Source organism: Candidatus Lokiarchaeum ossiferum, from assembly GCA_025839675.1.
In the GTDB taxonomy this organism is placed as follows: Archaea; Asgardarchaeota; Lokiarchaeia; order Sigyniarchaeales; family Promethearchaeaceae; genus Lokiarchaeum; species Lokiarchaeum ossiferum.
In genome coordinates this window covers 1,782,116-1,803,315 of the sequence record CP104013.1, presented here as the reverse complement: position 1 = coordinate 1,803,315, position 21,200 = coordinate 1,782,116, and the positions used below count along the sequence as shown (strand labels likewise).

Genomic DNA, 21,200 nt, shown 5'->3' with positions numbered 1-21,200 from the left:
AAATAAATGAAATTTGCTTTAATTAAAAATTACTGGTTTCTTGCTGAAATTCATGAGCATCCATGAATGCTTGAAGCTCAGAAAATTTGGCCGGTAATCCAACTCGCACACCTGTAGCTTCAATTTCCATAGCACTCATTGATGCGGCAATCATAGATGTTTCATGGAGTGATTTTCCGTTGAGATAACCATAAATTATCCCACTCATTGTAGCATCACCTGCTCCGGTTGTATCGGAAACATGAATTTTAGGGGGTTGTGTTTTTACTAGGGTTTTTCCATCACTAATCCACTGCCCAAGTTTCCCTTGGGTTAGATTTACTATTTTAATTCCCCAGCTAAAAAGTTTTTCCATCGCTTTATGGAGATCTCCCCTAATTTCCGTTAAAGCTTCGATTTCTTCATCATTTAAACTAGTAATGTCTGCCGATTTGATCAAATCAATGGCCTCTTCACGATTATTTTTTATAATTGAAATTGAAGGTGCTGCTGCAATAAAACCACCTGCATTTTTGGTTATTTCAATACATTTCTTAATTGCTCCTATGCCATTTTTTGAAGTTAAACTTGTCCACGCAAAACATCTTGTATTTCTAAGCATTTCTTCGGGGACATGGGATGCAGAAAACAGATCATTGGCACCTTTGTATGCTAAGATTGATCTATCTTTGTAGTTTGAATTCATGATTATAACTGAGTGGGCCGTGGCATCATCCGAAAAAACTTTCACTCCTGATGTATCAACATGATGGTTTTGCATATCTACTAAACAAGCATCACCTGCTGAATCATTGCCAATTCCTCCGATATATGCTGTTTTCAATCCAATATTTGCTAAATCACAGGCTATATTTGCTGCTGAGCCTCCTGGAAATGATTTTACTGACTTAACATTTAGTTTACTGGAATTTTCAATTGCAACATATTTCTTATCAACATTATTTCGATCAATCATTTCGATTCGCATTATATCGTCAACAGCGAAAATAAGATCCATCGTACAGGATCCTAAACCGATTACATCATATTTTTTAGTGAAAGTCTCCATATTTTATCACGCGTAATCAATATCAATACATATTCATTCTTTAGTTTTCATTTTTCTTTTATAGCCTTAATGTTTTTTGCCAATGATTCACTGAATAAAATGATCAGAAGTATGAATGAAGCCGCCTCTCCTATACAGTATAATTTAATTATTTGTCGATATAATGAAATTGGATTAAAATCTCGTAAGGTGCGTTCCCGAATGGAGCAGAGATTAGTTAGTCATATTAAAAAAATATGTCAGCGGGAGAACTTATCTATTGTGCATGCGCAAAGGGAATGGGGGCGATTCATTTTTGAATTTTCTTTGGAAAATATGCCCAAAGCACTAAAAATTTTCAAATATATCATTGGATTACATTCTTTCTCACCAGCAATTTCTGTGGATTGTTCAAATTCTTCTATCATTGAAAAAGTTAAAGATTTCGCCACTGCTGATATTAAATCTGGGGATTCCTTTGTGATTAGAGCTCGAAGAGTGAAATCACATCCAAAAACATCTCTTGAAATAGAACGGGAGATGGGTGAAGTGGTTTTAGATACTGCTGCTAAATTAGGGCGAGAAATTTTTGTCAAAATGAAAAATCCAACAAAAACTATCTATATTGAAGTCAGAGAAGCTGCAACTTATTTCTTTTCAAAGAAAATTAATACTATCTGGGGGGGAAATCCAATTGAAATTGACAAGCCTGTTATCGCTTTATGGAGAGGAGATTTTAATGATACCGTTGCTGCTCAATTGATGTTGCGTAGAGGGTCGATCATATTCCCAATCATATTTTTTGATGAAAAGAATCAGCTTTTTAATTCACACAAAACAATGAGCAGTGCAATTGAAGAGATAAAGTTAATCGCCAAATATCTTCCAGAACCAATCACCGTTCTACAACTGGATCTTCATTCATTGGGAGAATATCTAAATCAAATTTCTGACGAAGCTGTGAAAAATATTCTACTCGCCTATTCTACAATGTATTTATTAGACAATTTGGGAAAAGAAGTGAATTTCAATCGGGAATTGCGTTTCAATAGTAAAGATCTTTGGATAAAGGGAATTCTTACTTCTTTTCGTTTAACCGATTCTCTTTATTGTGCGTTAGGACAGAATCTCACCATTCCACATTTTATGCCAATCATAGGATTATCCAATGAAATGATACAAGATGTGCAGATACGATTAAACATGACTTCATCTCAAACTCAGAATGATGAATTTACTGTGGCAGATATTGTGCTTAATCACCAAAATGGTGATTCATTTTCTAAAATCAAACCAGAATCACATCAAATATCAATTATCAAAGATGTTAAATTAATTTTAGAAAAGAATGTTTCATCGGAATTAATCATTCTTTTGGATTCCATTGTAAATCAACGACAGAAAATTCTGGTTCAAGGGAGTATATTGTAAACCATCCGCATATAGGATTTATGAGATAAGATGTTATATTCCGAGTCTGTTCTTTTACACACCCCAAACTATCAACTAGTAAAAATTCGAGGGGAAGTTGAAAAGAAATATCCATTTGAAGCATTTTTCTTCAAAGTGGAGAAATTAAGTATTGTGTGTCGCATTCATCACTCAAATCCTCCACAAAAAGTTTCAGAAATGGTTTGTTCTTACCCTAAAAATATTGCCGCGATAAACGGGGGGTTTTATAAACTTACTGAGAGAAATCGAACTCCTTTAGATTGGTTAATAGTTAATAAGTTCGAGATTCAATCCCTTCGGAATCAATCGCGTCCATGTGTTTTTATTTTTGATGGAGGTGCATATATTGCTTCTCCATCAAATCAAGATCAATTCCATTCCGTACTACAAGCGGGGCCATTATTAGTACATAATAACATTATTCAAACTGATTACTCGGATTTTCAAGAAAAAGCATATGATTTTGATACTGATATTACCGTTGACCGAAATCCTCGATCTGTTTTTGGATATGACTCCAAACACTATTTCCTTTTAGTTGTGGAAGGAAGATCGGATCGGAGTCATGGACTATTCTTAGAAGAGACGGCTCTTCTTGCTCAGAAATGTGGAATGACCGAAGCTATTAATCTCGATGGTGGCGGTTCTTGTACACTTATTGTGGAGAATAAATTAATTAATGAACCCCGTTTTGCTTTTCGATCAGAACCCCATCCTCTGGATTCCCAAGTTCAAGGGAAAGAACGGTTGATTCCGACCGCTTTGCTTTTAAATTTAAGATAAAAAATTTATTTTTTGGATTTTCGTGGTTTGACAAACACAAAGAATTCTCGGGAAATATGTTTGGATCCCGCATCAAAAATGCTTTTTTGATTTTGACCTTGGAGTTTGAAGCGGGGATTTTCTTTTTCATCAATTCGAGATGTATCGAGTAATTGAATTGATTTAAATCCGATTTTCATCGCAAGTTGGGTAATAGGAAATCCAATTTTTTGTCCTTCCTTGGTTTGAATAATAGGAGCCACAAGTGCTAATCGGGCTCCAGGCTTCAATAATCGAAACGCTTTTTTTAATAGTTGGTTATAAAGGGGGATTGATTCGTTGTCTAAAATTTCTCGCAATTCTTCATAACTTGGAGCTTCCCTGTAATAGGGAAGGAGCACTGGTTCAGTTGGAATCCCATCAAAGTAATTATCTGGAAAAATATCTTGAACATTCGCAATATCAGCGACTTGAATATTTTCTTCCAAATTTTTCTTAGAAAGATTCGTTTCCATTAAATTTGCCGCAAATTGAATATTTTGACGTGTTCCCTTAACTTGTTCCTCTATGATATCGGATCCATACACTTGAAGACCCAACATTTGACCGAATTGGAGGATTGTTCCAGATCCACAAAATGGATCATAGATTTTTTTACCTTTGTATGGATGCTTTATTCCAAGATAGGAGATTAATGTTTTTGCAAATTTTGGGGGTATTGATTGCCGAAATTGTTTAAAAGGACGTTCTTCGTCCATTTCTTTTTGGAAATTACTATCTACTACAGTGAGTGTTTTGCCAACATACATTCCTTCTTCTGTCATGCAATAAAGAATTTCGACTCGATTTGGTTCGTAAAGACGATATCGTAAGAAATGGTGGGGAAAGAGTGGATTTAGGTTCCCTGATTCAATATTTTTTTGGGGGTATTTATAATAAATTGCTTGCTTTGCCCCTTCTTCCCGTAAATGGGTGTTGAAAAATTTATTGACATAGTGTAGAAAATAGGAAACCAATACTTCTTTGTAATAGGAGTCATTAAAGGCTTCAGGATAGATTGAATTGGCAATAAAAAATTTTTGATTTTTAATTTTTGGAAATAACTCGAAAACAATATCCTTCAAAGTGTTATCAACGTATCTTCGCCCTGAATAAACTAAGGCACGTTGATCTGCGATGTCGGCATTTAAGGGAAATCCATTTTCAAATACTTCCCGTTCAATAAAATCAAGACATTTTCCAATTTTTTGAACAGATCCTAATTTTATCATCAGTTCCGAAATTATTTCTAAAGATTTTTCTGGATTGCTAAATTTTGGGTGATCGAATTCAACGATAGCGACATTTGCTGAAAAATCTGTTATCCTTCCTAAATAAGCTTCTTGTTGTAAAAAGCTATCAATTTCCGCGAGAGATAACCGCCAATTTCTTCCCAAAATAAAAAGATATTTTTCCATCGTAAACCTATCTTTATAAAAATTTGAAATGATTAGAATTTTATCCTTTAGAGAAATTAGAGCAAAAAAAATAAAAACTATTGATTTCGGGAATTTTTTAAACGTTGAATTTCCTTTTCAAGATCACTGATTTCTTCACCAGGGGCCATGCCTGGAACTGAAGGTAGGGCTTCACGGGTACCAATTGAGAGCTCAGCGTCCACTTCGGCAAGTGCATTTTCCACTTCATCTTCAGATACACCACTTGCACTTGCATCATCCTGCATTTCCAACTCTTCACTTGTTTCGGAAAACATGGCTTCCATATTCCCGAAACCAAGATCCAATTGGCTTAACATTTGTGAAATTTGAGGTGCTTTAACTTGCATTTGTAAGCCTCCTAAAGCTGAAACTATATCTTGAGCAACATTACTAAAATCTCCCATCGCTTTGGCTTGTTCTAATCGGAATTGAACTCCATCCAATCGTACACGGAAATTTTCTGTATTATGGGTCCATTTTTGAAATTGAAGGGAACTTTTCATATGTAATTTACTACCAGGAATATCTCCTGCTTGTCGCCGTTCAATGGCTTTTTTTCGAGCAAGTTTCTGTTGCTGTTCCATTTTACGTATTTGTCGTTGTAATCGTTTATTAAATATTTTTAGGCTGGTGATGGTAGAACGCACAGGATCTACTCCACGCTTATTTCGGTCACCTGATAGCCATTTAGCGAATTTTTTCATACTACCCATGGGTTTTTCATGCTTCCAGTATTTTATTTAAAATCCTATATAACTGTTACATAGCTTCAATCCTTAATAATTGATTGTGAGGCCAAATTTTAGTAACAAAAAGACTACAAATACTTTAATAGGGAGCCAACAACTTCTTTATTAAATAACGTAATAACGGAATGTGAAAATTTTTGGGTTCAATGAAAAAATTTGCCGAATGGCTCTCCGGAGGGTTTAGTGATGAAGAACAGACTACCTCCCCCCTAATTAAAATAAAAGTTTTTAATAAACGTCTTGCCCGTCAAATCAGGAAAATCGAAGTTCAAGAAAAAATGGCCAAAAAACGGGCTATAGATGCTCGTAAATCGGGTGATATAGCTGGCTCCAAGCTTCATATGAAAAATTCCTTACAATACCGAAAATGGGGTCATTCTACAGAACATTTTCGAATGAAAATTGAAAACATTCAGTTTCGATTGCAACAAGCGAAGGTAATGGGGCAATTTAATGAAGTCGCAGAAGATATTGTGGGCACTTTGCAAGGTCTTCAATTAAATGTTAAAATGCCTGAAATGGTCAAAATGTTAAAAGAAATGGATCTTGGATTTGGAAGCATGGATGCGATGATGGATACCACTACTTCTCAGTTAGAGCAAAGTGAAGGGGCGACATCGGAGACTGAAGTGTCCGATTCAGAAGTGGAAAATGCTTTAGCCGAAATTGACACCGAAATGAGTATGGATTCAGTGATGGCATTACCTTCCGTTCCTATTTCTGATGAACCTGAAGCACAAATAGAAGATCTTGAAGAAGAAATTAAGAAACTCAAAGAAAGTCGAAAAAATTAAAAATCGATCCAATAATTTGCCTTTTTTTTTTTACCATCCTAAAAATCCAGTATTCTCACTTTCTAAAGTTAAAATATTCTTTTATAGATCAAGAATTTCCTATGGGTATGGAAAATAATTACTCTAATTATAAACCACGTATGAAACCAAATCAACCCAATAAGCTAAATATGGGCCGCACAATCTTGATTTCGTTCTCTTTTTTTACTGTTTTGCTTGCTTGGACTTATTTCAATTTCAAAGTTCCTTTACTTCTAGATGAAGCACTTCCCAATTTTCCAGGTAAAGATACAATAAGAGGATTAATCATGGCTTTGGACAATATTGTGGCTGTCCTATTGCAACCTTTATTTGGAAATATGTCGGATAAAACTCAAAGTAAGTTTGGAAGAAGGATGCCCTATATTTTCTTCGGAACTGTGCTTTCAGCAATTTGTTATATTTTAATCCCTTTTATTCAGATATTATTCGGATTAATTTTAATCATCCTGCTTTTTGATATTTTTATGTGTTCCTTCAGATCTGTTGCTATTGCTATTCTCCCAGATTATACCCGGGATGAAGTGAGATCAAAAGCGAGTGGTATCCAGCAATTTGTGTCAAATATGGGTGGGGTGATTGCATTTGTTATTGCACCTCTCATCAGCATGATCCCTAATCCTCCTGAGTCTCTTGACCGTTATTTGGGTTTTCTCATCATTGGTGTGCTGATGATAACGATGCTAGTTTTACAATTGCTCTACATTAAAGAGACGCCTACAGGTGATAAAATCTTTAAACTCGCAGATCATGAAATTGAAATAAACCCAAATGATTTCACAGTTCATGAAAGAGAATTGTCAACGGAAGAAAAACAATCAAAAAAGAATGTCTATTTGGAAATTAAAACAATCTTTAAAGAAAATAAAGATATGGCATTTATGTTGTTGAGTGTAACTTTTATGTATCTCGGTTTTGCTTCTTTAGAAACCTTCTTTAGTAGTTTTGCCATTCAGTATATTGGATTTACTGAAGGGCAAGCTGGTACTGTTTTATTAGCATATTCTGGTCCGATGATTCTTTCTGCTCCTCTTCATGGGATTATTGGGCAAAAAATTGGGCGAAAAAAGGCACTTATCGGCAATTTAATTTTACAAATGGTAGCCATTGGTGTTTGGAGTTTCATTTATGTCCCCCTATCTTATCAGAATCCTAATCTTATTCTAGCAATGCTTCTCCTTGCTTGTGTAAGTATCCCTTGGATGGGTGTAATTATTCAAACATTCGCAGTATTATGGGCAATATCTCCTGAAGGAGAAATTGGAACATATACGGGTTATTATTATATGTTCAACCAAGCGGCTTATACATTAAGTCCAATTTTAACCGGAGCCATTTTGGATATTTTTAACTTCCTTGGTGATAGAAGATATTTGGCCATGTTTCCCTTCTTCCTCGTAAGCAGTTTTATTGCCCTTATGTTATTTTTGAAAGTAAAATCTGGGGATGAAGATATAAGTGTTGATACTTTGAAAGAATATCAAGAAGCTTATAGGCAAGATGACTGAGATATCCATTAGTATCACATGAATGTGGTGGACTCGCCGAAAAAGCGTTATTATCGGGGAAATCCAAATTTTTTTAATTTTCTATTTCTTTTTTAAACTTGCAATGAGCCCAACCGATATCTCAGAGATTTTTTTGAAAAAACGAGCTAATTCTGGGGATAAGGTTGCTAAAGATTATCTTCACGGGAATTTAATCGAACGACTTTCTTTAGAGATTGAATCGCTGGGCATGTCTATGCAAATGCAATTTAGTCGAATCCAAGGATCCAGTTTGCATCAGATAAATACAAAAGAAGTTGGGAATCAATTAAAATCCATAATTGAAACTGGAATAAATAAGTTGATCACGACATATATTCAAGATGTAAAATTTTATCAACCTCATTTACAGATTACCCAATTGGAGAATCTTAAAGATTTGACGGATCAAGCCCTTCTGGTCTATGAAAGAATTAAAAATATGAATCTATCCTATGATTTTCAGCAAATTGTCTGGCAGATTAAAGATCTTAAATATATTGATGTTATTCGGATTTTAAAAGTTTTAATAATTACATCTATCTTTCGACGGTCAGAACGTCGGAAATTTTTCCAAAATTGATAATCTATATTGCTTTTTTTTTCCATCGTTTCTGTAAAAAATAGTTTTATCTTGAACGGTTGATATTTTTTAATTTTGATGCATTCCCTTGATAAACACCATTTCTGTTTTTTCCCATACTCTTCCCCAAGATGTTTTTCAATTCTGGGCCATAGGTTATTTAATACTATCTCTTTTTTGGCAAGGCTTAAATGGAAATTCAACGCAATATATTAAATTAGGAGAATAAATATGAAGGTAAAAAATTTCTCATTCTCTAATGCTCGAAATCCAGCATTGGTTGTTTTCGCATTGACATTATTTATATTGCCAATGGTCATCTCTTTGAATATGACAACTAATGATACTGAAAAATCGAGTATAACTCAACCGGAGTTATTTAATGACACTCCAAAATTCGATCGATCTAATGTAAAATTGGATGGTTTTCTTTCTGAGTGGAAAGAGACAAATGAGCTACCTGCATCTATGAACATCATCAATGATGAAATAAGTCTTATGCTTATGGTCTATGGTGATGATTTCACTTTAGGTGGCACAATCGAACCTTTGGGTATAGTTCCATTATCCCCTGGCTATAGTTTTGTACATACTACAGTCGATAATTTACGGGAAATGGAAGAATTACAAGCAAATCCTGCTGTTTTAAAAATTGAAGCGGACCAATTTTATGGGCCATCCTATGATAAAAACGCAGATATTCAGGATTTGAAATATATAAATGTTGATGTAGCAGACGAATTCCTACCAATGGAAAATTATGAGTCTGGCATTGTTCAACCTCATTCGGTGGAAACACGTGAAGTAATGAGTGTAGATGATGCTGAAGATCTTGGATATGATGGAGATGGTATTGTTATCCAAATTCATGATACTGGCGTTGATTTTGGTCATACTGCTTTACGCAATCAAATGGCTGTCGATGAAAATGGTTATCCTCTTTCATTGGAACCAAGCGGTCGTATGTCTTTCACTGCATTGAATGCTATGGACTTTTGGGGTGATATTTTTACTCCTGGTGATGGTACCTATGAGTTATTGGATGGATGGTTTTCACCAAAACATACAGACGAAAATGGAACAATTTATTTAGCTGGATACAACAACTTACCTGTAAATGCACCAGATATCGGTTTTTATAATCCAATCTGGCAATTATTTGATGGAACTGGATTCAATATGCCTGCTACTTATACAGTAGGAACTGGAATCAATGGAAATGTAACTGGCTTTGCATTCGGAATGAGTGTAATTCACAATGACGGGACTATTTCTATAACACCATTTATCGAAGCTGATGATGACGATGATGGAGATTATGACACATTGTACGTTGATTATGAATCCGGATTTTGTATTACACAAGGGTTCTTGACTGGTGATTCTTCATGGTATGATCTCGCTCCGTTTAATTTCACTGGCCAAGTTGCCCATAAAAACAATGCAAATCTTGCATTATCCAAAGACGTATGGAATACAACAGATTATGGTGTTTTAGATGGATATACAGATATCTCTTTAGGATCAATTGCAAACGTTTTAGATACAAATAATTACACTGGTGGAGGTATTGTAACTGGTATCCCAGCAGATGGAAAAACCCTTGCTCACTTGTGGGATACTGGTGGTCATGGAACAGGTTGTGCAGGATTAGCTGCAAGTGCTCCAATTAATTACACTTTATTAGAAAATGAAGATTTACCATCTGATGAAACGTTCACAATAGGTGGAATGTCAACTGAAGCTAAAATTTTAGCTACTGCTGGATTTTCCGATTCTGCAACTACTTTTGGATGGTTATGGGCAGCAGGATTTGAACCTGATGCTAATGGAATTTGGGCATTCAATCCTCAAAGCACTCATATTGCTAACATAAGTTCAAACAGTTGGGGAACCAGTGCTGTTGAAGTAAATGATGTTGCTATGGGTTGGGATTTTGAAACCTTGTTTATTGATTTACTATCTGTTCCTGGCTTCTTGCATCCGGATTATCCTGGAGTACTCTACTTAACTTCAACCGGTAATGGAGGTTCTGGTATGGGTACAAGCAAACAACCAAGTCAATCTACCGCAGCTGTTGCAGTTGGTGCTTCAACCGTAAATTGGTGGAGAAATACTTCAACAGAATGGAATGCAAGCTATGGTATAGCTGATCAAGTCATTGGATGGAGTGATAACGGTCCATCAAATATAGGATATCCTAAAATTGATATTCTCGCACCTGGAGCCTTCGATTGGAGTTTGAATCCAATTACAGTAGGTAATCCATATTTCTATCATGTTTTCGGTGGAACTTCCGCATCATGTCCTGCCCTTGCAGGTGGAATGGCTTTGATTTATCAAGCATGGGCTTCAGCGCATCCTGGAGAATCTTTAGATCCAGACATGGCTAAGGCTATTATGAAAAGTACTGCTGACGATTTTGGATATGATCCATATATGCAAGGGACCGGACGAATTAATGTTTCTGCTGGAGTTCAATATGCAGATGGAACTAGTAGTGATATATTAGTTGCCTATACTACTGATGCAACCGCCACTGCTGCCCAACGTTATGAAGTTCCTTATCACCGATACTTTAATTCATCATCTTGGTTTAGACGAGATATAGATGGTGGACTCTATTATTGGGATAGCCGTGCAGACATAATAAATACAACTAGTGATACTGATGAACATCCTTTATTTGGACCTTATACAATGAAGGATACCGCAATCTACGGTGGTACTTTATTCCCTGAAGAATCCTACACCTCAACGGTCACCTTAGATGGTGGCGTAACTGGTGCTGATTTTGCAGATGTTACATTTGATACCACTTATACTGCTGTAGTTGAAAATTTGAGGACGTATGACTATTATTCTGCTTTCTCAATAGAAGCTCTATTTGATATTGCTCAATTACGATCTGCTGATTACTTCCAATTAGAATTTTCAGTACCCTATGAAGTTGGAGAGTTTTACCGAGATACTTTTGGTGGTCGTCCTCCGATTATGTACGTCGGGGCTTTAGAATCAAATATTTCTGGCGAAGAAGATTTTGCATTTGTGAACTATGCATATGACAACAATAATTTCCAAGATTTATTCTTACCTACTGATTTCCTTCAGGCTTCTGAAGATCCTGCGTTTGTAAGAATCAGAGATCCTGGTTTCAATCATATGTGTGATCATGGATTGTATTATCCTTGGAGTGGTCAAAACTTCTCATTAAGTGTCCGAGCTTTTACTCGTACTGATGATAGTCGTGTTTCCGTAGTAGAAACATCTGGCGGTGAGTATGAAGTGACCATTGATATTGAAACAGATGCAGTACCTGGGATGTATGAAGGATATGTTATATTCAACACAACAGATTATAATCAAATGCTTGTTCCTTATGGTTATACTATCGCTGCAAATGTAACTGGATACGAAGCAGATGGATGGACAATTGTAAGTGATGGACAATTAACTGGTAGACCAAATGACAATGGATTGTATGGATGTGCTGATTACGATTGGCGTCCAGAAACTGGAGATTGGCGATTCTATGATATTGTTTTAGATGGATACACAAATCGTTCAGATGTTAAATCCATGTTACTCGAATTAGAGTGGGTTAATGCTGGTTCTGAGATGAATATGTGGGTTGTAGACCATGAAGGTTATGTTATTGGTGAAACCGACTATTTCACAGCTGGTGGGCATTATATTTCAACAGAAAATGCTGGAGAGACTAAACAAAGATTACTCATAGATATTTATAATTACTATGAAAATGCTTCAAGCAATTACTTCTATGGTGGATGGGCTGAAAATGTAACAACGGGTTATGGATTTGATCAGTTTACTCTAATTGTTCATGCCACAGATTTAGACCCTGTTGCTGAAACATTACCTTTGGAAAACTTCTCATTGAAGGTTGCTTGGACTAATGAATCTGTTTCTGATTTTGCAGTTCCAACTGTTGATTTCTCAACTCCAGGTATGGTAGAGACTCCTATGGGAGTAATGATCACAAATAGCAACTTCACAGCGAATTGGAGTGTAGTTGATGATAATGCAATTCCAGCCTTTGGAAATGATGCATACAACAACACTATGCAAATTACATCTGCAGTTGTTCTTGAAGAATCTGAATTATTGTTGGCTGAAGATTTGGTTGCGTATGCTGGAGGAATGACCATTGAAGCATCTTATACTGTTTTCCTAAATGAAGGTGACTATGCAGTTGGTGAACTCGATTGGTCAGATGATTCTGATTTTGACCTATTAATTATCAGAGCGGGCGATCCTTATGATTTCGATTCTGATATATTTGGACAATCTGCTACTGGTGCTAAACCGGAACACTTTGAAGGAGTTATTCCATCAACTGGATTATATGAAATTGTTATAGAATGGTTTGATAATCCTAGTGGTCCAGCAGATGTAGAGTATTATCTTTCCTTCTCAGTATTAGGAGATGTAGTATATACTGCAAATGTAGATCCAGGAGATCTCATGAATTTTGATCTTGAAGCTGCTGGTGTATCTGAAGGAACCTATTTAGTAACCACTTCAACTGCTGGATGGAACTTCGATCATACTGTATCTACTAAGTTCTTATATGATACTTCTGCTCCTGTTATTGAATTTATTGGAGATTCCGAAGTAGAACAAACTGATACAATCTCTTTATTGTTTGATGTTTCAGATACATGTAAAAGTGGTAATTATACTTTACTCCAAGATGGTGTTGAAGTAGATACTGGTGATTTCGAAGATTTAGTATCCTATGATTTCACAGGAACTGCCATTGGAACATATGAATTTGAACTTATTGCTGATGATGAATTTGGATATTCTGCTTCAGAAACAGTAGATATTGATGTGGTCAATTATGCACCTGTATTAAGTGGATTTGAACTCATTGCATCTACAACAAATATTTCTGCAGTATTCAATGTTGCAGATTTAAGCATCGCAGACGCAAATTATACAATCTATGCAAATGATATTGAAGTTGGAAGTGGAGATTGGGTTGTTGGAGATGTTGCTCTAACCATCTATGGAGATAGTTCTTTAGGCTTAGCTGATGGGAATTATACAATTAGAATTGAAGTTATTGATGGTTATGGTGGAACATCTGAAATTCAGTTCTATTTGACAGTTTGCTTTGATGGTGTATATGGAATGGTTCCAAAAGGGGATGAAATTGATCTAGTGTATCTTCATCGTGATTATACTCCACCTACTGTGACCATTACTGAAACATGCACCGAAACTGAAACTGAAACAACAACCACTGAAGAAGAAGGTGGTGTTCCAGGCTTTGCTGTGGGGGCACTTATCTTTGCCTCTTTAGGTGCAGCAGCGTTGTTAATTCGAAAATCTAAACGTTCTTAAAATTATATAAGATCTTTTTGATTATTTTTTTTATTTTTCTTCTATTTTTCTGAATCTACGATATCAAAAATTCTAGTTCCTTCCAGAAATAGATTTTAGATCGAACCTTTTAATTAAAAGAATCCCTTTAGACTTTTTCAATAAAAAACCACATTTTTTTAAAAAAAAATTCTTTATGAAAAAAAATCATTAAATTTTTTTCCAATGTTTTAATTTGGCAAAGATCTCAAAAGGTTTAATATAATCACCATAAACTACCGATAGGTGGTGAGCGATCCCATTATAAACGATTTTATCCATTAAAGTTCTTACTCCACTCGAAAAAGTTGCCTTCAAATAAGTTCCTTTCAATTCTTTTTTCATTGGAATACCTAATCCTTTTTGCAATAATATTCGATATTCACCTGGAGCATAATCAATACGCGCCAAAGAAATTTCTCCTGGTCTCATGACAAAATCAGCGGTCACTCCCTTGCCTCCTGCAAAATACCCGTCTAAAGAACGCGTACATTTTTCATCCCATAAATTGCATGGGGCGACACCACAATGCCAGAGAAGAGCAAAATCTTCTTTGAAATTGACTTGGGAAAAATCTGCTAAAAAGGGGGTTTCAGCTCCAATGGCTTGATGAGCTAACATACTCATGCTTGCCAGAATGTCTCCTTCACATGCCATTATTTTTCCTTCCGATTGGAGGATAGACATAGCCGCGCATGGGGATATTCCAAATGAACCTGCAAATTCTGGCCAACAGCGGATAGCACAAGTGGTTAAATTATTTGTTTTCATAAATTGATCAAATTTGGTGGTCAATAATGCCACTTTTTCAATTTGATCTTCCGAAATTTGGGAAATATCGAACAATTTTATGATTTGTTGTTTCCTAATATTAATCTCACTGTCTTCAACTGGCATTTGAAACACTTGGGACAGTTCATAATGATCGATCAACACTCCCGTTTGGTTATAGAGATCCAACTCATCCACATCAAGATTAAAAAAACCTTGAGCACGATACCCAATTATCCCTATATGAGCCGTTTGAAATGCGGCCATAATTCGAATTGCATCAAGCCAGTTTTCTAATTCGACTAATTCCTCTCCTACGATAGCATGAAAATCTTTAACTCCTGCCTTATATAAATTTGATGCATTCAAATTTATTCCACATACCGAATTTAGTCGAATTTTTCCTCCATTATAGGGGAGTTCATCCAACCCCCAAAGGAGAATAGGTTTCTTTAAAACTTTATTAAATTCCAAAATTAAATGTCCCAAGGCAAAAGTACCGGATAAACAAATAAACGCATCAATCTCCTTGCTAGCTAAATGATGAGCGGCGATTTGGGCATCTTGAATTTCGATTACTAAGTTTGGAATGATAACCCACTCAATATTGGAAATTTTTTGAAGCTTAGAAGTTTGAATACTGTGAAAAATATCTAAAGCTGCTTTAAAATCAAAAGTCTTTCGTGCTATACAAGCTATTCCGACTTTTATTTGATGTTTTTGAGCCATAATTACATGAAGGTGAACTTAGGTATAAATTAAATCCATTTTCTTCAATGAATTAAGTTATTAAAATAAATTGAAAAACGAATAGTGTTAGAGCCCCGTCCCGAATATCCCAATAATTAGCCACATTAGCAAGAAACTAATGATGATCGTTAAATTACATATCGTTGCAATTTTTTGCTCATCAAATCCAAATTCTACCCCATAAGGAATGATAGACATCCCAACTGGTAAAATTAGTAAAATAAAGATTAACGTTCGTACTAACTCGGAAAAGGGTAAGAAGAAATAACAAAGAAGACCAAAACCTATCCCAAAGGAATACCGAATTAAAAAGATTTGTAAGATGGAGTGCCATTGCTGTTTATTAAAGTGAAAATCGAGTAATATTCCAAGACATAATAAAACAATGCCCATATTTGCTTTAGCAAAAACATCCAAAAACGCTGTTATTGAGGGATGTATGGTCAAATGAAGAATATTTAATAATAGGGCTAGAAAATAACTTACAAGGGGGGGTGATGTCAAAGCTTTCTTGAGGATCACCTTGATTTCAGGCTTTTTTTCTTCTACCAAATTTTTAGGGGAATTTATTGCAGCAATAATATAACACAACGCGAAAATTACAAAAGCATTTCCAATATCAAACATTGCAGCATAAGCTAGACCTATTTCACCCCAAATTCCTTCAAAAATAGGATAAGCGAAATTTCCGACATTAAAGGTAATAACTGTCATCAATAGAACACCTTTATCCTGTGGAACTAAATTTCGAGAAACAATCATATTAAACCCTAAGACTATAATTGTATAAATTAAACAAATTAGGGGCATGATACCGAGAGAAAAATCAATTTGAATCTTGGATATGGTATTCAAAATAACGGCTGGAAGAGTAATGTTAATGATGATTTTTGAAAGAGTTCTCCCATCCTCAATTCGAAAAATTTTCACTTGCCGGAGGAAAAATCCCAGCATTATAATGGAGAAAGATAAGAAGAAGGTAAAATTGACACTTGCCATAATGTTCAACAATAAATCGTAATAAATGATTTAAAGAAATTTCGTTCAAATCTTTATCTAATGCTAGTAAAAAAAGAGTATGTGTAAAAAAATAAATCGGTGATAAAAAAATTATTTTTTCTTTTTAAGAATTCGAGTTTTTCTTCCCACTTTTTCAAAAATTTCTAAGGCTTCTTGGACATCTTGTTCTGTATGAGTAGCAATCATGCTGGTTCGTAACATAGCTTTCACCGCAGCGGGTGGTGGAACAGGATTTGTATAAACACCTGCTTCAATCAATTTGTGATTGAATTTGAGCATTTTCATGACATCACCTATAATGATTGGAACAACAGGGGTTTTTCCTTGAATTGTAGTAAATCCTAATTCGTCTAAACCATCGCGGAACATTTTAGCATTTTTCATTACTTGCTCACGTCTTTCATCCCCTTCATAGAATAAATCGATCGCCTTTGAAGCGGCTGCTACAGATGCAGGGGGGAGAGATGCACTATAGATTAGACTCCGTGCATGATGTTGTAAGTGATCAATGATATCCTCTCGAGCGGTCACAAATCCACCGATAGAAGCGAAGGATTTAGAAAAAGTACCAACCAAAAGGTCTATTTTATCCATCATATTATAGTAACCTCCTGTTCCTTCACCATGTTTACCTAAATACCCTACTCCATGAGCGTCATCTATCATCAAACGGGCATTATATTGTTCCGAAAGTTCTGAGAGGTCAGGAACGTTGGCTAAATTACCTTCCATCGAAAATACTCCATCGGAAATGACAAGTTTATTTGCATCCCGTGGTAAAGTGCGGAGAACTCGTTCTAAATCTTCCATATTATCATGATCAAAAACTTTAGTTTCAGCATAAGATAATCGGCAACCATCTACAATGGAAGCATGATTTTTAGCGTCGGAGATTATGTAATCACCTTTTTGTGCTAATCCCGAGATAACTCCTAAATTTGCTTGCATACCTGTTGAAAAACAAATTCCTGCATCCTTTTCGGTAAATTTGGCCAATTTTTCTTCCAATTCTATATGAAGATCTAAAGTTCCGTTAAGATAGCGAGATCCGGTGCATCCCGTTCCATATTTTTGTACGGCTTCCATTGCGACTCGGATCATTTCAGGATGATTTGCGAGTCCCATGTAGTTATTGCTTCCAAGCATGATAGTTTCTTTACCATTAATTATGGTACGAGGTCCAATTTGACCATAATTAGGGATAAAATATGGATAAATGCCCATATCTTTAGCTAAATGTGCCATATTAACACGAGGGGATGGTTTTATCCTATTTTTCGTGCTTAATTGAGCGTTATCTGGTTGAATTACATTAGATTCTGTCATAGAGTTCACCATTTTGTAAGAGATTTCGGATTTCTAGACTCTTGTATATTATTTGGTCCATCAAATCAATCTTCTTTAATTAAACAAATATTTGATCAAATAACAATAAGTTAATAGTAATATTGTGGACATCCAATAAAAAGATAATGTATAGATTTGATTAAAAAAAGTGTATGATCTATGATTTCTACATATTATATTTATTGAAATGGAGTTCTTGATAAAAAATGATTAAAAATGTTCATTTATTTTATAGACAAAGCCATGGTTGTGTTTAATATTAACTTCTCGAAATCAAGTCTTTTTCGAATCGGGAACAGATAGTTCTCAATTATTTCCTTTTTTTAAAAAGATTTATCGAATTAATATTTAACGGACTTTTTTTTTAAATTAGTCTTTCTCAAAAAGAAATCGACCTTGTTCAAAAATTTTTCTTTTGAAGTTTTTTATTTTTTAATCCAAACAATTGCATTGCTTAGTAATCTCTTAATTACCAATATGCCATAAGATTTGTGTATGCGAATTTATCCCTTTTATGGAATTGCAGATAGGATGTTTTCTACGTGAAAATCATGCAGGCAAATTAGGAAGGCTAAAATTTAGTAAAAAAAAGAGTTACTTGGGTTAACTTATTGAGATAACTCTGACAGTGAATTTCAACTTTGTATTGTACAAATCATGGGAAGGTGCACCATAGCTTTCTACTTCTAATCCTGAATTATCATCTATCCCATCACCGTTAGCATCGATATTCGCTGGTAATTCGAATGTTTTAGATTCCCCTTCTTCCATTCCTAAGATTGCATAATAGAATCCATTAATTAACCCTCCCTTTTGAACTGTTGTAGGAAAAGTTGCAGGTCCTTGATATGGACTACTTGTATCAATTACACCTCCATTTCCGCTTTGAGGTGTTGCGATCCATAGCGTATACTCTAATTCAACATCATCCCCTACTTGAATTCCGGAGCCTGGTGTTGAAGTGGTAGTTGTGGTACTTCCATCATTTGAAGGAGAATACGTCACTCCTGGATTCAAAAAATCACGAGCTTCTTGTTCGGCTGCTTCTTTTGCTTTATTATCTTGATTAATGGAATTACCAATAAATCCCCCTGCAACGACAACCATTAGAATTATAAAAACTCCAAATCCAATATTTGATTTGCTCTTCTTAGGAAGGTCTTCATCATAATATTGAGCGCGGCCCTTTGGACTGGTCGCTTTTTTTTTTATACTATCTTGCGCTTTAACTTGAAACTTACTCTTTCCCATAGAATTCCCTTCGCTATTTATATAAACGCAATACAAAATAAAAAGTGATTAGTATAATCGAAGAAAAAAAAACCGAAGTTAAAAGAATTGATACTGAATTTGAAATAATCATCTGCAACAATGGAGATTAATCGATTATTTAATAACATACTTATGTATTTCTTTCACAGATCGGTTTAACATGGATACCTTTTCTTGAAACTCATTGTCTGCGATTTTATCGATTCCATTTAGTAGGTATTCTAATTTCTGCGAATAAAGTGAATATAGGAAATTGAAATTTAACCCATCTTTGTAGATGTAGTGTCCGTCTACTTGCTTCATCACGGTTTGAATTTGATTTCTTCGTTTAATTAAGATTGAATGATCTAAAGAGCTCTGTTTGAATACGGTTTCCAAATATACCCCTCTAATTATTTTTACTTGAGAAATTTATCCCAAATATGTATAATAAAATAAAGCATAATTCAATATTAAAAATTTATAGAAAAAGTCACCGCAGATATTTTCACTTTAGCGGTTCATAATAAAATTATTCGATGAAATGAGTTTAAGGTTAAATTATAACTATAAACATGAATATGAAAAAAAAGGTGAGTCGGGCAATAAATTCTATAATTTGCTCAACTTGGCAACTATTTTGTACGTCGCTGAAAAATCCTGAGTGGGGAAAGATTTCAAAGCTTCATCATATACTTGTCTCACTCGATCCGATCCAGGTAAAGATAAACCTAAGTCTTTTGCCAACATGCCATGCAATTTAGTATCTTTGGCCATATTTTTCACTGAAAATTTTGGTGAATAGTCTTGTTTAATTATTGAAGGGCCTTTTCCATCGAGGTAGAAATTTTGTCCCCCTCCTGCTTTACATCCTTTGATCGCTAAATCAAAATCTATGCCAATTGCCTCAGCCATTGTAAACATTTCATTCACACCATTTTGTATATTACCAACTAGCATGTTATGGAGAATTTTCATTGCCATGGCTTTTCCATGTTCTCCATAATCAATGACTTGTTCACCCATATGAAGCAATATCGGTTCAATTTTTTTTAGTGCTTCTCCATTTCCGGCGGCTAAAATACCTAATGTTCCACTAATTGCAGCCCCCTTACTCTTTACGACGGGTGCTTCTAAAGAAATGCTTCCTGCTGCTTCAATTTTTTTAGCACAATCTTGTTGAACTGCTGGAGAAATGGAACTCATATTGCATACAATTGTTCCCTTTTTAAGAGATGGAAGAAGTGTATCTATTACTGAATTGACATGTTCATTATTTGGGACCATAATGAATATGAGGTTTGTCTGATCCGCAAGTTGTGGTATATTTTGGCACGCTGTTGCACCTAATTGTACGAGTTTATTAACCTGTTGAGGAAGTATATCATATACGAACACTGTTTGGGAAGTTCGTTTAATTATATTTTCACACATTGATTCTCCCATAACTCCCAATCCGATAAACCCTATCTTAAATTGTGTCATTGTTCTTCACATTTTATAATTCAATCTTCAAATTTACCTATTTCCGTTGCATCCCACGAATCTTGGAAAATCTTTAGCCCCTTATTGGTAAAGGGATGTTCGAAACTTGTTTGATATACAGCAAAACCCGCGGTGACAATATCTGCACCTAAACAAGCAGCATCCGAAATTTGTTTACCATTTCTAACTGCTGCGGTAATGATTTCTGTTTGGATGCCAAAATTATTATACATTTGAACAATTCTTTCCATGAAATCTTCACAATCCACTCCTGCAGATTCTTGCCAACCTATGAAGGGAGAGCAAAAGGCTGCTCCGATTCTTCCTACTTGTAACGCTTGGGATGCTGAAAATACTAACGTGACATTAACTCTTACCTCCGCTTCTGTAAGTTTTTTTGCAGCAATTAATCCTTGTTCATTACAAGGAATTTTTATTGCAAAGGTTTCTGGACAAATGTTGAAAATCTTTTGCGCTTCCTCAATCATTTCTTCCGCTTTTTCCAAATGTGGATTAATTTCAACTGAAATTGAAAAATCTTCTTGTTGAACTCTTACTTCTTTGGCAAATTCGGCTAATTCCTTTACAACTGTGAAAAAAGGTTTTCCCGAATTTTGGATGTGTTTCGGATTACTGGTGACTCCATCAATACCCCAGTTTTCATAGGCATACTTTATTTCATCAATTTTCGCTGAATCTAAAAAATACTTCATAATTTTGGTCGGAATTTATCCCTTAAAAGAATTTTATACCCTTTTACCGAGAAAAAAGTAACTTT

At 35.1% G+C, this 21,200-nt stretch carries 16 protein-coding genes; 6 read left to right on the top strand and 10 right to left on the bottom strand.

Annotated elements, in window-relative coordinates:
• Positions 1-22: 22 nt before the first annotated feature.
• Positions 23-1,048 carry a carbohydrate kinase family protein gene (locus NEF87_RS07375; RefSeq protein WP_371805804.1) on the bottom strand — a complete coding sequence of 342 codons (1,026 nt, stop codon included), beginning with the start codon at positions 1,046-1,048 and terminating at the stop codon, positions 23-25.
• Positions 1,049-1,159: 111 nt separating this feature from the next.
• On the opposite strand from NEF87_RS07375, the gene NEF87_RS07370 reads away from it, so the two are divergent.
• The gene (locus NEF87_RS07370; RefSeq protein WP_457919267.1) at positions 1,160-2,458 is read left to right on the top strand and encodes a THUMP domain-containing protein; all 1,299 of its coding nucleotides are present in this window, start codon (positions 1,160-1,162) and stop codon (positions 2,456-2,458) included.
• A 30-nt stretch (positions 2,459-2,488) separates the two neighbouring features.
• Positions 2,489-3,262, top strand: a complete 774-nt coding sequence (locus NEF87_RS07365) for a phosphodiester glycosidase family protein (protein ID WP_457919266.1) — start codon at positions 2,489-2,491, stop codon at positions 3,260-3,262.
• Between the two features lie 5 nt (positions 3,263-3,267).
• On the opposite strand, the gene NEF87_RS07360 is transcribed toward NEF87_RS07365, so the two are convergent.
• Both NEF87_RS07360 and NEF87_RS07355 read right to left on the bottom strand, forming a co-directional pair.
• A complete protein-coding gene (locus tag NEF87_RS07360; protein ID WP_457919265.1) occupies positions 3,268-4,698 on the bottom strand; it encodes a TRM11 family SAM-dependent methyltransferase in 1,431 nt (476 codons plus the stop codon).
• A 77-nt stretch (positions 4,699-4,775) separates the two neighbouring features.
• On the bottom strand, positions 4,776-5,432 hold the full coding sequence (locus NEF87_RS07355) for a Snf7 family protein (RefSeq protein ID WP_371805800.1): 657 nt from the start codon (positions 5,430-5,432) through the stop codon (positions 4,776-4,778).
• A gap of 182 nt (positions 5,433-5,614) precedes the next feature.
• Here NEF87_RS07355 and NEF87_RS07350 point away from each other — a divergent pair, with 182 nt between their 5' ends.
• From NEF87_RS07350 to NEF87_RS07335, 4 genes are all read left to right on the top strand, one after another.
• Entirely contained in the window at positions 5,615-6,262 is a 648-nt protein-coding gene (locus NEF87_RS07350) for a Snf7 family protein (RefSeq protein WP_457920120.1), read from the top strand.
• Between the two features lie 107 nt (positions 6,263-6,369).
• A complete protein-coding gene (locus NEF87_RS07345; protein WP_457919264.1) occupies positions 6,370-7,809 on the top strand; it encodes an MFS transporter in 1,440 nt (479 codons plus the stop codon).
• A gap of 103 nt (positions 7,810-7,912) precedes the next feature.
• On the top strand, positions 7,913-8,410 hold the full coding sequence (locus tag NEF87_RS07340; RefSeq protein ID WP_457919263.1) for a hypothetical protein: 498 nt from the start codon (positions 7,913-7,915) through the stop codon (positions 8,408-8,410).
• 231 nt (positions 8,411-8,641) lie between these two features.
• Positions 8,642-13,780, top strand: a complete 5,139-nt coding sequence (locus NEF87_RS07335) for a S8 family serine peptidase (RefSeq protein WP_457919262.1) — start codon at positions 8,642-8,644, stop codon at positions 13,778-13,780.
• A gap of 189 nt (positions 13,781-13,969) precedes the next feature.
• On the opposite strand, the gene NEF87_RS07330 is transcribed toward NEF87_RS07335, so the two are convergent.
• The 7 genes from NEF87_RS07330 to NEF87_RS07300 all read right to left on the bottom strand — a co-directional run bounded on the left by NEF87_RS07330 (position 13,970) and on the right by NEF87_RS07300 (position 21,135).
• Positions 13,970-15,298: a fucose isomerase gene (locus NEF87_RS07330; protein ID WP_457919261.1), complete on the bottom strand. Its 1,329-nt coding sequence runs from the start codon at positions 15,296-15,298 to the stop codon at positions 13,970-13,972.
• Between the two features lie 87 nt (positions 15,299-15,385).
• A complete protein-coding gene (locus NEF87_RS07325; RefSeq protein ID WP_457919260.1) occupies positions 15,386-16,318 on the bottom strand; it encodes an AEC family transporter in 933 nt (310 codons plus the stop codon).
• A gap of 111 nt (positions 16,319-16,429) precedes the next feature.
• Complete coding sequence (locus NEF87_RS07320; protein WP_457919259.1) at positions 16,430-17,665, bottom strand: aminotransferase class I/II-fold pyridoxal phosphate-dependent enzyme; 1,236 nt, start codon at positions 17,663-17,665, stop codon at positions 16,430-16,432.
• Positions 17,666-18,289: 624 nt separating this feature from the next.
• The gene (locus tag NEF87_RS07315) at positions 18,290-18,937 is read right to left on the bottom strand and encodes an FKBP-type peptidyl-prolyl cis-trans isomerase (RefSeq protein WP_457919258.1); all 648 of its coding nucleotides are present in this window, start codon (positions 18,935-18,937) and stop codon (positions 18,290-18,292) included.
• Positions 18,938-19,072: 135 nt separating this feature from the next.
• On the bottom strand, positions 19,073-19,336 hold the full coding sequence (locus NEF87_RS07310) for a hypothetical protein (RefSeq protein WP_457919257.1): 264 nt from the start codon (positions 19,334-19,336) through the stop codon (positions 19,073-19,075).
• 213 nt (positions 19,337-19,549) lie between these two features.
• Positions 19,550-20,422, bottom strand: coding sequence for an NAD(P)-dependent oxidoreductase (locus tag NEF87_RS07305; protein WP_457919256.1), 873 nt, complete (start codon positions 20,420-20,422; stop codon positions 19,550-19,552).
• Positions 20,423-20,442: 20 nt separating this feature from the next.
• Positions 20,443-21,135: a transaldolase family protein gene (locus NEF87_RS07300; RefSeq protein ID WP_457919255.1), complete on the bottom strand. Its 693-nt coding sequence runs from the start codon at positions 21,133-21,135 to the stop codon at positions 20,443-20,445.
• Between the last annotated feature and the right edge of the window lie 65 nt (positions 21,136-21,200).